Origin of the sequence: Undibacterium sp. CCC3.4 (assembly GCF_034347425.1) — a bacterium.
GTDB lineage: Bacteria > Pseudomonadota > Gammaproteobacteria > Burkholderiales > Burkholderiaceae_D > Undibacterium.
In genome coordinates, this window is the sequence record NZ_CP133779.1 from 1690563 (window position 1) to 1703059 (window position 12497).

Sequence of the window (12497 nt, forward strand, 5' to 3'; positions counted from 1 at the left end):
TCTCCATCAGGCAGACAGAACAATCTGCGTATCGATCAAATCGGCAAAGGTCTCGCTGTGCGTGACCAGCACGATACTGACGCGCGTTTTCTGGCTTGCGAGATAGCTGCGCAAGCCTTGTATCGCCGCTTGATCGAGATTATTTTCCGGTTCATCCAAAATCAACAGCGTGGGCTGCATGACAATGGCACGTAGCAGGGCAATTTTTTGTTTTTCGCCACCAGACAAGTCACGTCCGGTTTCGGCAATTATGCTGTCGAGTCCGTGCTCCCACGATTCGATGAAATCGAGTAATTGCAGCTGCGCCGCTGCCCGCATGATTTGATTGTCAGATAGCGCCCGACCCAAGCTGATATTGGTGCGCAAGGTATCGGAGTAGATGAAAATATTTTGCGGCAGATAACCTGTCTGTGCCGCCCTTTGGCGCGGGCTTAACGTGCTGCTTTCTTGGTCGTCGAACAGAATGCTGCCGCTGCTCGGTTCGAGTAAGCCGAGTAACAGCGACAGCAAGGTCGATTTGCCGGCACCATTGGCACCACGGATAGCCACGCAAGTAGCGGCGGCAATGTCGGCATCAAGCTGCTGCAGCACGCCGGTGTTAGCATAAAAAAAACTCAGCTGACGCAGCGTGATCGTCGGTGCAGGGTAGGGTAGCGTGGCGAGGTCGGCATGGCTGGTGGTCGGCGTTGCAGTCTGCAAACTGTGGGCTGACAACTGGAATAGCCGCTCGATGGCAGTGCGCTCATAGAAATAACCGGAGGCGGCGCTGAATAAGGAATTGATAGGGCCATACATCATCGTCAGCACGACGAAAAAAGAGACGACTTCACCGACTCCCAGGGCACCATAAGAAACCTTCATCCCGCCGACAGTCCAGATCAGTGCGGCGGCAGCGACCGGAATACTGCCGAGTAGTCCGAACATGCCGGCGCTGTATCTGCGCACCTCGAAAGTCGCCTGTTCGCTGTCTTCCAATGCGCGCGACAGGCGCTGACGATGGAAGCCTGCCGTGTCGGTCAGGCGGGCTTCGCGCAGGCTGGCGATCGACTCCAGCAGGCGGGCACTGCCGGCGGCATAGGCGACATGCGAATGCTGTGCCAATGCCGTCAATTGTTTACTGGTCCAGATGAACAGCAGACTCGCCAGCGGTAACAGGCCGACGATCCACAACAGGATGGTGGCATTCAGAGAGATTAATATGCCGCCGAAAATCAATACAAAACACAGGTCTCTGGCGATGCCGGCCAGACCGGTTGGCGATAAATAATTAACGGTGCCGATATCACGACTCAAGCGTGAATACACGTCACTCGGTTGAAAATCGGGCGAGTCGTGGGAATTGGCTGGCGCTGTTTGTTGTAATTGTTCGAAAAAAAACAAACGTATCTGTACGAAGAAACGCTTATTCATCAGCGCGCCATGAACTTGCGCCAAACTTGACAGCACGATGCCGGCCAACGAGCACAGTGTCATCGTGATAATGATTGGCAACAAACCGGAGAATGCGCTGCGCCGCGAAAATCCATCGATCAAACGACTGAGTAAAAAGGGAATCGGCGTTTGCGCCAGTACCGAAAAAATTAAAATAAAGAATTGGCCGCCGATTTGCCAGCGCTGTACCCGCAGCAGTTGCCAGTAACGGCGTGCCGCATGCAGTGATAAGTGAGAAGCAGGGTGCCTGATCAAAATTGTCCTCCGGTCAGAAAGCGCTTGGCTTTCAGATAATGTTGGTTTTCTTCATTGGCGCGCAGTTGTAATTGCTGTACCTGCAGTTTCGTCTCGCTCTCGGCATAGGCAGATTCCGAGCGCCGTCCCAAGCTGTGTTCGAGTTGTTGTACCGTGCGCTTTTGCTGCATCAAACGCAATTTTTCGCGCGCTAATTCGCAATCGTCTTCGGCTTCGCGCAGTGCTTGTTCGAGTTCGTATTGGCCGCGCTGTTGATCTTCGAGCGCCAAGCGATAGGCTTCTTGGGTAGCCACGATTTCTTTGGCCTTGATCTTCACTTGGGCGTAGGAATCGAAGCCGTCGAACAAATTCCAACTGAAGGTGATGCCGAAGTAAGATTTATCGCGCGCCAAGTCATTGACGGTACGTAGAATACTCGAATCTGATTTCGCCAAACCAGCATGGTCAATTCTGGCGTATAAATCTATTTTAGGCAGAAAGCGACTCAGCGATTGCTGTGACAACCACTGCGATTGCTTGATCTTGGATGCCGGCACAGTCACTTCACTGACCACATCGACCGCCTCGAAACCAGTGTTTTGCAAGCTGCGTTGGTAGTCGCTGCGTGCGTCAATCTGAGTTGGTATCGGTTCGATTGCCAGATCGTCACCGATGACCAGGAGTAATTTTCGCAGGGCATTGCTGTGCTTGCGCTCAGCAGCATTTTTTTCCAATTCCTTTTTCTTTTTCTCAAATTCGGCATCGGCTAAGTCCAGGGCGGAGATCCGACCTTGCGAAAAGTCGGCCTGACTACGGCTGAATTGCGCGACATGGCCAGACCATTCCACGCTATGTATCTGCAGTGTCAGTTGTGCTTGCTGCAGCTCGTGGTAAGCAGATAAAACTTTTCTGGCAAATTCCTGGCGCTCTAATTGCAGATGTAAAGCGGCTTCACGTTCCTTCTCGCGTGCCAGTTTTAAGCCGGACAAATCCGCGCCACCGTTAAAAATATTCAGACCCAGCTTGGTTTGCGCATTGGCGTAATTGGCACTGTCGGCACCACCGAGTAACAAGCTGTCGACACTGGGGATGGAACCGAAGGACTTGATACGCTGAGTCGAGGCGATGACATCGAGTTTCGGTAAAAATGCGCTGGTCGCGCGGGTGGTATCCCAGGCCGAGGTTTCCAGGCCGATTTGTGTCTGTTTTAATTTTGCAGCGTTGGCTAAACCGCGCAGCAAGACTGCCTCAAAACTGAGCGCAGATTCGGCCGCGCCTGCCGGCAGCGCTGCGAGCGTCGCGGCGCATAGCCAAGTCGCTACGACTATCCGAGGTTTATTCATAACGTAATGCCTCAACAGGAATTAATTTTGATGCGGTGCGCGCCGGATAATAGCCGGAGGCGATGCCGACCAAGAGCGAACTGCCGACTGCCAACAGCAAGCCCTGTAATGACACCGACATTTTCAGTGCCGTCACCGCGGCCAGCACAAACACCACCGCCAGCCCCAGCAAGACGCCGCCGGCACCGCCGAGTAAGCTGATCAGTATCGATTCGAGCAAAAACTGCGTCTTGATGGCAGACTGGGTGGCACCGAGTGCGCGCCGCAAGCCGATTTCTTTGGTCCGTTCGATCACCGAGGTCGTCATGATATTCATGATGGCCAAGCCGCCGACGAGTAGAGAAACCGTGGCGGCGACAATGCCGATGAGCGTGACACCGCCGAGTATCCGATTGGCGGTCGCAATGTAACTGGCCATACTCTCCGAGTTGTAGCGATAGGCTGCCTTGTGGCGCCAGTCGAGTTGCGCGATGACTTGCGCAATCGCGGCAGCGGAGTGTTCGGTAGAACGTGCCTGGCCTTGCAGAAAGCTGACATAATCGGGGTCGCCGAGGCGTTTTTGTTGAGTCGAATAAGGAATGAGGACGCGCGCACCAGTCTCTTCCTTGCCGGCGCCAATACTGGAAATCAGATCACGGCTTTTGGCCTGCAGGGTGCCGATGACGACATACCAGTCACCGTTAATACTGATATGTTTACCCACCGCATCATCCGCTTGGTCCAGCAAGCGCGCCACGATTTCGCTGCCGACCACGGCGACGTTGGCACGTTGGCGGATATCATCAGGTCCAATGAAGCGCCCCGACTGCAGCGTGTCGCCATTGATTTCCGCATAGTCTTGGTTCACCCCCAACAAAGTGATTTTCAGACTTTGGCCATGTTTCGAGGCGCTCGCCCCGGCTAGCTCACTATTGACCACCGGAGACAATTTTTCGATTGCACTGTCGGCCAAGTTGAGCAGAGCTTTATAGTCGGCGGTGCTGATGCCGGAACCGGAAACATCTTTTTCCAAGCGGCTTGGCGCTTCTTTGGCGCGGAACACCCAGAAAGTGCGCAAGCCGAAGGTTTCGAGTTCGCTGAAAATCATCGTGCGCCCTGAAGTGGCGATACTGCTCACGACCATGATGGCAGCAATGCCGATCGCCACACCGAGCAAGCTCAGACTGGTGCGAAAGCCGTTGTGGCTCAAGGCTTCCAGCGCCTCCGCCAGCATTGCCGACGACAAATTGATCCGTTTCGCACTCATGCTGTGATCCTGCCGTCGGCCAATTCGATGACCCGATCCGCATGCGCTGCCAGCGTCTGATCGTGCGTTACCAGCACGATGGTGCGTCCTTCATGGTTCAAGGCGCGCAGCAAGCGCATGATTTCCCCGCCGGTGGCCGAATCGAGACTGCCGGTAGGTTCATCGGCGATGATCAGGCTGGGGTCGGTCACTAAGGCACGAGCAATCGCCACACGTTGCTGTTGACCGCCCGATAATTGCGATGGCAAATGCTCGGCACGGTCGGATAAGCCTACCTTGGCCAACATGGCCAGCGCCAGACGGCGGCGTTCGGTCGGCTTGATGCCACGGTAGATGAGCGGCTTTTCTATATTTTTAAGCGCCGAACAACGCGGTATTAAATTGAAATTTTGAAAAATGAAGCCTATGTGGCGGTTGCGTAGCGCCGCCAGTTCATTGTCGGCCAAGCCAGAAACGTTGTGGCCATTTAGAAAATAGCGGCCGGCGCTGGGATGATCGAGACAGCCGATAATATTGAGCAAGCTCGATTTTCCTGAACCTGAACGGCCGATCAGGGCGATGAATTCGCCACTGTCAACGCGCAAGGAAACTTGGTCCAGCACTTGCAGCGGCAGACCGCCGACCAGATACGATTTTTCTATCGCTTCGAGCGCTATCATGGGTGCCCGCCATCAGTGCGCGGCTGTTTGACCAAGACATCGGCCGCTGTTACCCCGGACAAAACTTTGTCGTAGTTGGCATCGCCCTGAAGCAGCCGTATGATCTTGCTTTGTACACCCTCTGCCGTGCGTACATACACCATATCGCGGCCATCTTTTTGATATACCAACTCGCGTGGAATTCTGAGTGCGGCGCGTTCTTCATACAAAATGAATTCGACATACAATTGCTGCGCACTGCGCAACTGGCGCAGTGCCTCGCCGGCTTCAATCACAATTTTCACCGTATTCGGGTGTTGCGCACTGCCGGCAAATCTGGCGATCGAGCGGACGCTGCCGTGGCGTACCGTGCCGCCGTCTTCCTGCTCGCTCAAACTCACTGGCGTACCGATCGAGAGGCGCTTGACATCGAGGGCATCGACATAGGCGACGATGGTTTTTTCACCGCCGCCGGCCAGGGTCAGCAATTCTTCCGCCGCCGCGACCGACTGAGCGAGTGCCACGTTAATGCCCGACACGACGCCATTGATGGGGCTGTACAAAATTAATTGCTCACGCCTTTGTTGCAGACGCTCGTTATCCAGATGGGCGCGCTGCAGCTCATTGTCGGCCAATTCCAGCTCGAGTTTTTTTTGTCTCAACTCATTTGCGGCAATCCCGCCGACGCCGAACAAATGTTCGAGCCCGGCGTACTCCTTACTTAAACTGGTTTGCTTCGAACGTAGCGATTGCAGCTCGATATGTTTGCTGCGCAGTTCGATTTCTGTGGCCGGGTCAGCCAGCTTGATCAAGGGCTGGCCACTTTTCACATCCTGTCCTTCTCTCACCATGATGGTGCTGACCTTGCTCGCGGCCTGGGCGCGAATACTGATTTGATGATCATCACTCACCACGCCCTTGGCAATCAAGACATCGCGCAAAGGGCCGATGCTGGCATGGAAGTCTGCTGGCAGCGCGCTCGTCTTCGATGCCGTTTTATTGAGATAGAACAGCGACAGGGTGAGCACTGTCAGGCATAAAACAGCAAGCTTCCAGTTATTTTTCAGCGGCTGCATAGACATATTATTGGCCATTTTGAACTAAATAATTTCGTATAAAGTGAAGCAGAAACACGCACAGCGCATCGTTGAGTAACGCATACGCTGTGCCGAGCAAGAGTGCGAACAGCAGCAGTTCGACGATCTGGAATATCTGGGCGCGCAGCGTATGTCGGTGCCAATAGGTAAATGCACTGGCGACCAGCACGAGCGCCGGCAGCGCTCCCAGTGCGCTGCTCAATGTGCCTTGCAATACCACGCGCCAGATCAGCTCTTCGTGCAGTGCGCTGAGGGCGGCCCGTTTCAGGTATTGCCACTGGCGTGCGCCTCGCCGCAGCGACGCCGTGATACCGCGCCAATAGGCGCGCGGAGCGCTGCAGGTGAGAGCGCTGGCCAGGGCAAAGCTCGCCAGTGCCGCAGCCAGATACAGCGGTGTACGCGACCAGTCACAGATCGGCCGCAGCCGCTGATCGCTGGCCACAGCAAGGCCGAGTATCAGCGCATCGAGCAGCAGACCAACCGGGCCGAACAGCAGCGTCCGCCCGCTCATCAATGCCAGCCAGAGTATCAACATGCCGGTGCCGGCAAGAGGCCGTAATGAATATGTTTGCGCAACAGGCCGGTGGCGTGCTGATGAACGAATTCGGAAAACTCCCGGCTCGTGATGCTGTATACATGCACATCCATGGCGACACCGTTATAGCGGCGGTGTTGTTTTAAAATTCCTTCGGCGCTGCCGCCGAAACCAGTCAGGCGTAGGGCCGCTTGATTGAAATCGAAGATGAAGGAGTAAATTTTATTCAGATTTAACTGACTGAAAAAATAATTATTCATCACCATATTCAAATCACCGGCGACCAGCTTGGATCGGTAACTTTCCTCGCCGACCAGATAACTGTGTTCGGCATGTCGGTTCTTCCAGTCGATCTGACTCAGCAAGGACAAGGCCACCGCTTGCTGGGTGAAACGGTCGAATACCAGATAGACGATTTTATCCGAGCGGTCATTGGCGTTGGCTTGCAACATCGCGCAAGCCTGCTCGTGATAAAACTGCTCCGACATACCAGGCATGCCGCCCATGTTGGTGCAATACAGTTCAGAGGCCAGCCAGCGGCTGAGCACCGGCAAATCAGCGATTTCGGGCTTGCGCACGACGATGAATAATCCTGCTATTTCAAAAATCATGGCACGGGCTCCACACATCCGAATACCAGCAGATCGTGGTAGCGGCCGTTGACAAACAAATGCTCTCTGAGCCTGGCTTCGGCATGTAAACCAAGTTGCAGTAAACTTTGCGCCTCCGCTGTTTCATGTTCGAAAAGAAAAGAATACACGCGTGCTATGCCGCTGCCGGCTTGTATCGCGCGCAGGTGATGTCGGGCCAGCTCAGGCTGGGCCAGGCGGCCGCATAATTGCAATTGCATATTACCTTGCTGGCGGTCGAACTGACCCAGTGACAGCAAGGTCGGACGCTCGCCTGCCTGCTCGAGAAAGTGCAGGGTGTGGCTATCATCGAGTGATTCCTGCATTTCTGAAGCAGAGAAACCATGCAGCGACTTCAACAAAAAATAGCTGTGATAATGGTCCTGCAATGCGCTGCGCAAGGGCACGATATCACTGGCTTCCAAGCGCCTCATGATGCCGCCTTCACCGGCTCTTTGGCATCGGCATGTTGATACATGGTCCAAGCCAAATCGGTCCAGCGCTGAAATTGTTGCGGATCTATTTGCACCCAAGTTTCGAACAAACTGGCGATCTGCTGCATCAGACGTGCCACCACTTGCTGGTTACTTTCGCCACGGTGTGCCGGCTCTGGGAACAAGGGCTGCTCTATGCGTATCACGCGCTCGCCGCTGGCGGTTTCAAAATTAATGACCGGCAAAATGATGGCACGGGTGGTTAAGGCTAAGCGCGCTACGCCGCTTTGCATGAAACAATCCTGCCCAAAGAACGGTACTTTTTCGCGCGAGGGAACGCGTACTTCGACATCACTCATCATGGCGACGATGCCGCCACGACGCAGAGCCAAATAAGCATTTTTGCCGACATCATCATCAAAGCGCAGCACTTTCACTGCGCCGAATTTTTCTTCTATCAAACGATGTAAGGAATCTTCTTGAGAATTGGCGCTAGCCATTTTCACAATATTTATTTCCCGCTCGGCTTGCACTTCCATCGCCAATTTTAAAAAGCCAAAGTAGAAGCTGCCCATGTGTATCGATAACAAAATCACCGGCCGACCGGTTTGCATCACCTGCTGTACTCGCCCGAGATGTTCGATGCGCGTGCGGGCGAGTTCGGCAAGGATGCGCTGTTTTTTCGCTTGCGCGATCCAGGCGTAATCGAGTTGAAAATTAATTTCGCTGCCTATACCGCGGCGATACACACGCTGCGCTTCGGCGGCGCTCAGCTGCAAGGCCGAACGAATTTTTGCCAGCACCCAGGCCTCGTTAGGCTTGAGCTCGCGTACTACTTTGCGAGTAAACAGCGGCGTGAAAACGAATTTAGTGATCGCTCGTCCAAAATACGGAAGCAGATTTTCAATGCGCACGACGATTCCTTTTTTATACCATCAAACTTCGATTTCGTAACCGAGGTCGGCGAATACGCGGACCAAATCACCGACCGTACTCAAGCTGTTGAGGCGCGCCAGATAAGCTTCGTCGATGCTGATATTGAGTTGGTCTTCGATGGCAAACAAAGTCGTGGCAAAACCCAGTGAATCGAGGCCCAGGGTGGCCAGTTGATCCGTGCTGGAGATGGCGCGGCCATCGAATTCAGAGGCATTGTTTTTAATGATGGTAATAAATTCTTCGCGCGTGATTTTCATTCGTAAACTCCAAAAATTAAACTGACATTGTTATTGCCGAAACCAAAGGAATTACTCATCGCATAGCGAATTGGCGCGGCATGACTGGCGGCGCTGGCAATCTTCAAATCGACACTCCGGTCGAAATGGGGAATCGCAGTAACACTGCTGGTTTCCAGCGACTTGACGACATGCAGCGCTTCGATGGCGGCGGCGGCGCCGAGCAAATGGCCAGTCAATTGCTTGGTCGGTGTCATGTGGATGTCGGCTAAGCGCGTGCCGAATACTGCTTGCATGGCCTTGAGTTCGGCATCATCGTTGAGTTTGGTTGCGGTACCGTGCGGATTGATCAAGTCGATCTGGCTGGCACAGATGCCGGCATCGGCCAGTGCCAGTTGCATTGCCTGCGCCGCATCGAGGCCGTTCGGTTGCGGCATCACCGCATGGTAGCCGCCACCGCTGGCACCATAGCCGAGCAATTCTGCGTAAATGTTGGCACCGCGTGCACGCGCCGACGCGGCCTCTTCCAGCACCAAGATGGCGGCACCTTCGGCCATCACGAAGCCATCGCGGTCGGCCGAAAAGGGGCGGCACGCTATCTCGGGTGTGTCGTTACGGGTAGACATGGCGCGCAACTTATCGAAACCGGAAAAAATTGCGGGCGAAATGGTCGCCTCCACGCCGCCGCTGATCACCGCTTGCGCGCGACCGGCTCGTATCATGTCTAACGCGGCACCGAGCGCATGGCCGCTCGACGAGCACGCACTGGAAATAGAAAATTGTTGACCGGAAATACCCCAGCGCATGGCGATCTGATTGACGATGACATTCGGGTCGACCGACGGCACCGTCAGCGGGCTGACGCGTTCCGGGCCTTTTTCCAACAATCGTAACAGCGCCTCTTCGCTGAAGTACAGACCACCCAAACCGGTGCCCAGACAAATCCCGATCGCGGCGGCCGGCAGCTCAGCCTCGATGATGCCGCTGTCGCGAAGGGCTTCTTGCGCGGCACAGAGCGCAAATTGGGCATTGCGCGAAATATTTGCCAGATTCAAACCGCTCAGTGCTGCCAGATCGTGGGAAATCTCCGCACCGATCTTGCTTTTGTAGGCAGTTGTGTCGAAGCGCGTGAGTGCGGCGATTGACGAACGCCCCTCTTGGAGCGCGGCCCAAAATTGTGTGACCGAAACGCTATTGGCAGTCAGGCAGCCCAGGCCTGTGACGACAACTCTTTTTCTCATTTCTCAGGTACCAAAAAATTACATGCGATCGTTACTGATTTCAAAAGACCGCGATCATAGCGTATTCTATTCGCAAAGAACATAGCCGTCGCGATCGGTAAAGTGGCGTAAATGCACACAAGGAGCCGAACGTTATCACAAACTGTCTTATTTAAAAAACAGTAATTTAAATTGTAGCTTTGGCACCACTAATTAGAAACTTATCTCTAATTTGTTAATATAATTGCGCCATCTTTTGGTGGAAATCTGAACCACATGAAGGTCCTGAGTACAGGTAATGTTAATTTTCAGATACTTTTTTTGAGAAAAATATGAAACTCAATTTGCAAAAAACACAACAAGGTCCAGTCCTTGCAAAAGGCTCTGACAGCAATGGTCAAGCCTGCAGTAGCGGGCAAATCGCCGCAGCCGGCGGTTGTGTTGGCGGTAGCGGTACAATCAGCCCACCATCTGGCACAGTAACCTACACCACATCAACTAATTGCTGCTAAGTAATTAGTTGAATGCAAGCCAAGTATTTGGCGTGCATTCTCTTACCCCGTGCGCTAGCTCTTCGCTTGGCCACGGGGTACTCGTTAATACTGACGCAATGTCAGTGTTCAGGCCAAAACTTCCCCTACTTGCAAGGTCCGAATTTGACCACTGCTGAGCTTGAGCTGAGCAAGAGTCAGGCTTTTCTCGCACATTTTCTTTGCTAATTTTATTGTCAAGTAACTTAAATGTAACACCGGGCCATTCAAGCCGTTTTCCGGCCATGTTCTGCTATGGCGAAGGCGAAAGAAGCCAGACCCAAATGGCATGCTCTTGGCCCTCAATACGGCTCAGTGCACAACGAGATTTATTTGATTGTTACCGCGGCTGTTACATTTTGCCGGGCGCAAAAAAAGCCGCGATCGAGGGCGGCGTTGGTTGGTATCTGAGTTGGGGCACTGCCGCGTCAAGAGGCAAGCAATTCAATCGAATGAGCGGTCTATCTTAGAAAACAGGGGAACTGCATTGTTTTGCGTTCCGTCATTGTCAGGACCATTTCATGCTTCCCTAGGGAAGAGGCTGTCGCAAAAGCCTGATGGACGCTTTTTTACACCTGAAACACCGTATACCTCGTCATTCCCGCGTGCTTTTGGCGGGAACCTAGTGTCGTTTTTTACACTGAAAATACCACAACTTCGGGCATTTTCAGTTAACCACGAACGCCCCTGGATTCCTGCCAAAAGCGCGCAGGAACGACGTTACGGGCGGTTGGGGTAATGATGCAGACTGAAAAACCCTTTTGCGACAGCCTCGGGAAGACCGGAGCCAACAAGTCTTGGAAAGCGCGATTTGTTAAAAACGGCTAAAAAAAAGCCGCGAATCATCGCGGCTTTCAAAAAAGTTCAAGCTTCAGACATTGAACAAGAAGTTCAACACATCGCCATCCTTGACGACGTATTCCTTGCCTTCAGCGCGCATCTTGCCGGCTTCTTTGGCACCGGCTTCGCCTTTGAACGCGATGAAATCGTCAAATGCGATGGTTTGCGCGCGAATGAAACCGCGTTCGAAATCGGTGTGAATCACACCGGCCGCTTGTGGGGCCGTATCGCCGACATGGATAGTCCAGGCGCGTACTTCTTTGACGCCGGCGGTGAAATAGGTTTGCAAGCCGAGTAACTTGTAGGCGGCGCGGATCAGACGGTCGAGACCGGGTTCTTGCATGCCCATGTCGGCCAGGAATTCGGTTTTATCGGCATCGTCGAGATCGGCGATTTCCGATTCGATCGAGGCGCAAATGGCGACGATAGGGGCATTCTGTGCCGCGGCGAAGGCAGTCAGTTGATCGAGCAGCGGATTATCGGTGAAGCCGGTATCGGACACATTGGCGACATACATCGCCGGTTTCGCCGTGATCAGGCACAAAGGCTTGAGCAATAACATTTCTTCGGCATCAAGGCCGAGCGCACGCACCGGCTTGGCATCGTTCAGCGCCGGCATGATACGTTCCAACAAGGCCACCAGTTTGGCGGCATCTTTGTCGCCGGAGCGGGCTTTCTTGTTTTCGCGGTGGATCGCTTTTTCCACGCTGCTCATATCAGCCAGTGCCAATTCAGTCTGGATGACTTCGATATCGTCGAGTGGACTGACTTTACCCGACACGTGAATCACATTGTCATCTTCGAAGCAGCGCACCACATTGACGATGGCATCGGTTTCGCGGATATGCGCGAGAAATTGATTGCCCAAGCCTTCGCCTTTGGACGCGCCGGCCACCAGACCAGCGATGTCGACGAATTCAACGATGGCGTTTTGCACGCGTTCCGGCTTGACGATGGCAGATAACTGCTGCAAACGCGGATCAGGTACTTCCACCACACCGACATTCGGCTCAATCGTGCAGAAAGGATAATTTTCTGCCGGGATGCCGGCCTTGGTCAGTGCATTGAAAAGGGTGGATTTGCCGACGTTAGGCAGGCCGACGATGCCGCATTGGAGACTCATGATGATTTGCCGATGATTAGATGGA

The 12497-nt window shown here is 53.8% G+C and carries 12 protein-coding genes; all 12 read right to left on the reverse strand.

Annotated features, from left to right (window positions below; all coding sequences use genetic code 11):
• Positions 1–6: 6 nt before the first annotated feature.
• Positions 7–1686 carry an ABC transporter ATP-binding protein gene (locus RHM61_RS07750; RefSeq protein WP_322250551.1) on the reverse strand — a complete coding sequence of 560 codons (1680 nt, stop codon included), beginning with the start codon at positions 1684–1686 and terminating at the stop codon, positions 7–9.
• On the reverse strand, positions 1683–3008 hold the full coding sequence (locus RHM61_RS07755; RefSeq protein ID WP_322250552.1) for a TolC family protein: 1326 nt from the start codon (positions 3006–3008) through the stop codon (positions 1683–1685). Before RHM61_RS07755 ends, RHM61_RS07750 begins: the two co-directional genes overlap by 4 nt.
• Positions 3001–4254 (reverse strand): ABC transporter permease, encoded by a 1254-nt coding sequence (locus tag RHM61_RS07760; protein ID WP_322250553.1) that lies wholly within the window; start codon positions 4252–4254, stop codon positions 3001–3003. The genes RHM61_RS07755 and RHM61_RS07760 overlap by 8 nt, the downstream gene beginning before the upstream one ends.
• The gene (locus RHM61_RS07765) at positions 4251–4913 is read right to left on the reverse strand and encodes an ABC transporter ATP-binding protein (protein ID WP_322250554.1); all 663 of its coding nucleotides are present in this window, start codon (positions 4911–4913) and stop codon (positions 4251–4253) included. Before RHM61_RS07765 ends, RHM61_RS07760 begins: the two co-directional genes overlap by 4 nt.
• Positions 4910–5986 (reverse strand): efflux RND transporter periplasmic adaptor subunit, encoded by a 1077-nt coding sequence (locus tag RHM61_RS07770; RefSeq protein ID WP_322250555.1) that lies wholly within the window; start codon positions 5984–5986, stop codon positions 4910–4912. The genes RHM61_RS07765 and RHM61_RS07770 overlap by 4 nt, the downstream gene beginning before the upstream one ends.
• The gene (locus tag RHM61_RS07775; RefSeq protein WP_322250556.1) at positions 5976–6524 is read right to left on the reverse strand and encodes a CPBP family intramembrane glutamic endopeptidase; all 549 of its coding nucleotides are present in this window, start codon (positions 6522–6524) and stop codon (positions 5976–5978) included. Before RHM61_RS07775 ends, RHM61_RS07770 begins: the two co-directional genes overlap by 11 nt.
• The gene (locus RHM61_RS07780) at positions 6518–7135 is read right to left on the reverse strand and encodes a GNAT family protein (protein WP_322250557.1); all 618 of its coding nucleotides are present in this window, start codon (positions 7133–7135) and stop codon (positions 6518–6520) included. The genes RHM61_RS07775 and RHM61_RS07780 overlap by 7 nt, the downstream gene beginning before the upstream one ends.
• Complete coding sequence (locus RHM61_RS07785; protein WP_322250558.1) at positions 7132–7587, reverse strand: hypothetical protein; 456 nt, start codon at positions 7585–7587, stop codon at positions 7132–7134. Before RHM61_RS07785 ends, RHM61_RS07780 begins: the two co-directional genes overlap by 4 nt.
• Positions 7584–8501 carry a hypothetical protein gene (locus RHM61_RS07790; protein ID WP_322250559.1) on the reverse strand — a complete coding sequence of 306 codons (918 nt, stop codon included), beginning with the start codon at positions 8499–8501 and terminating at the stop codon, positions 7584–7586. Before RHM61_RS07790 ends, RHM61_RS07785 begins: the two co-directional genes overlap by 4 nt.
• Positions 8502–8522: 21 nt before the next feature.
• Positions 8523–8780, reverse strand: a complete 258-nt coding sequence (locus tag RHM61_RS07795) for a phosphopantetheine-binding protein (protein WP_322250560.1) — start codon at positions 8778–8780, stop codon at positions 8523–8525.
• Positions 8777–10000 carry a beta-ketoacyl-[acyl-carrier-protein] synthase family protein gene (locus RHM61_RS07800; protein ID WP_322250561.1) on the reverse strand — a complete coding sequence of 408 codons (1224 nt, stop codon included), beginning with the start codon at positions 9998–10000 and terminating at the stop codon, positions 8777–8779. The genes RHM61_RS07795 and RHM61_RS07800 overlap by 4 nt, the downstream gene beginning before the upstream one ends.
• A 1380-nt stretch (positions 10001–11380) precedes the next feature.
• Positions 11381–12472, reverse strand: a complete 1092-nt coding sequence (ychF, locus tag RHM61_RS07805; protein WP_322250562.1) for a redox-regulated ATPase YchF — start codon at positions 12470–12472, stop codon at positions 11381–11383.
• Between the last annotated feature and the right edge of the window lie 25 nt (positions 12473–12497).

Coding starts and splice junctions, on each gene's coding strand:
- RHM61_RS07775 (WP_322250556.1), bottom strand. CDS start 6,524: ATGTTGATACTCTGGCTGGCATTGATGAGCGGGCGGACGCTGCTGTTC.
- RHM61_RS07785 (WP_322250558.1), bottom strand. CDS start 7,587: ATGAGGCGCTTGGAAGCCAGTGATATCGTGCCCTTGCGCAGCGCATTG.
- RHM61_RS07765 (WP_322250554.1), bottom strand. CDS start 4,913: ATGATAGCGCTCGAAGCGATAGAAAAATCGTATCTGGTCGGCGGTCTG.
- RHM61_RS07800 (WP_322250561.1), bottom strand. CDS start 10,000: ATGAGAAAAAGAGTTGTCGTCACAGGCCTGGGCTGCCTGACTGCCAAT.
- ychF (WP_322250562.1), bottom strand. CDS start 12,472: ATGAGTCTCCAATGCGGCATCGTCGGCCTGCCTAACGTCGGCAAATCC.
- RHM61_RS07770 (WP_322250555.1), bottom strand. CDS start 5,986: ATGGCCAATAATATGTCTATGCAGCCGCTGAAAAATAACTGGAAGCTT.
- RHM61_RS07760 (WP_322250553.1), bottom strand. CDS start 4,254: ATGAGTGCGAAACGGATCAATTTGTCGTCGGCAATGCTGGCGGAGGCG.
- RHM61_RS07755 (WP_322250552.1), bottom strand. CDS start 3,008: ATGAATAAACCTCGGATAGTCGTAGCGACTTGGCTATGCGCCGCGACG.
- RHM61_RS07780 (WP_322250557.1), bottom strand. CDS start 7,135: ATGATTTTTGAAATAGCAGGATTATTCATCGTCGTGCGCAAGCCCGAA.
- RHM61_RS07795 (WP_322250560.1), bottom strand. CDS start 8,780: ATGAAAATCACGCGCGAAGAATTTATTACCATCATTAAAAACAATGCC.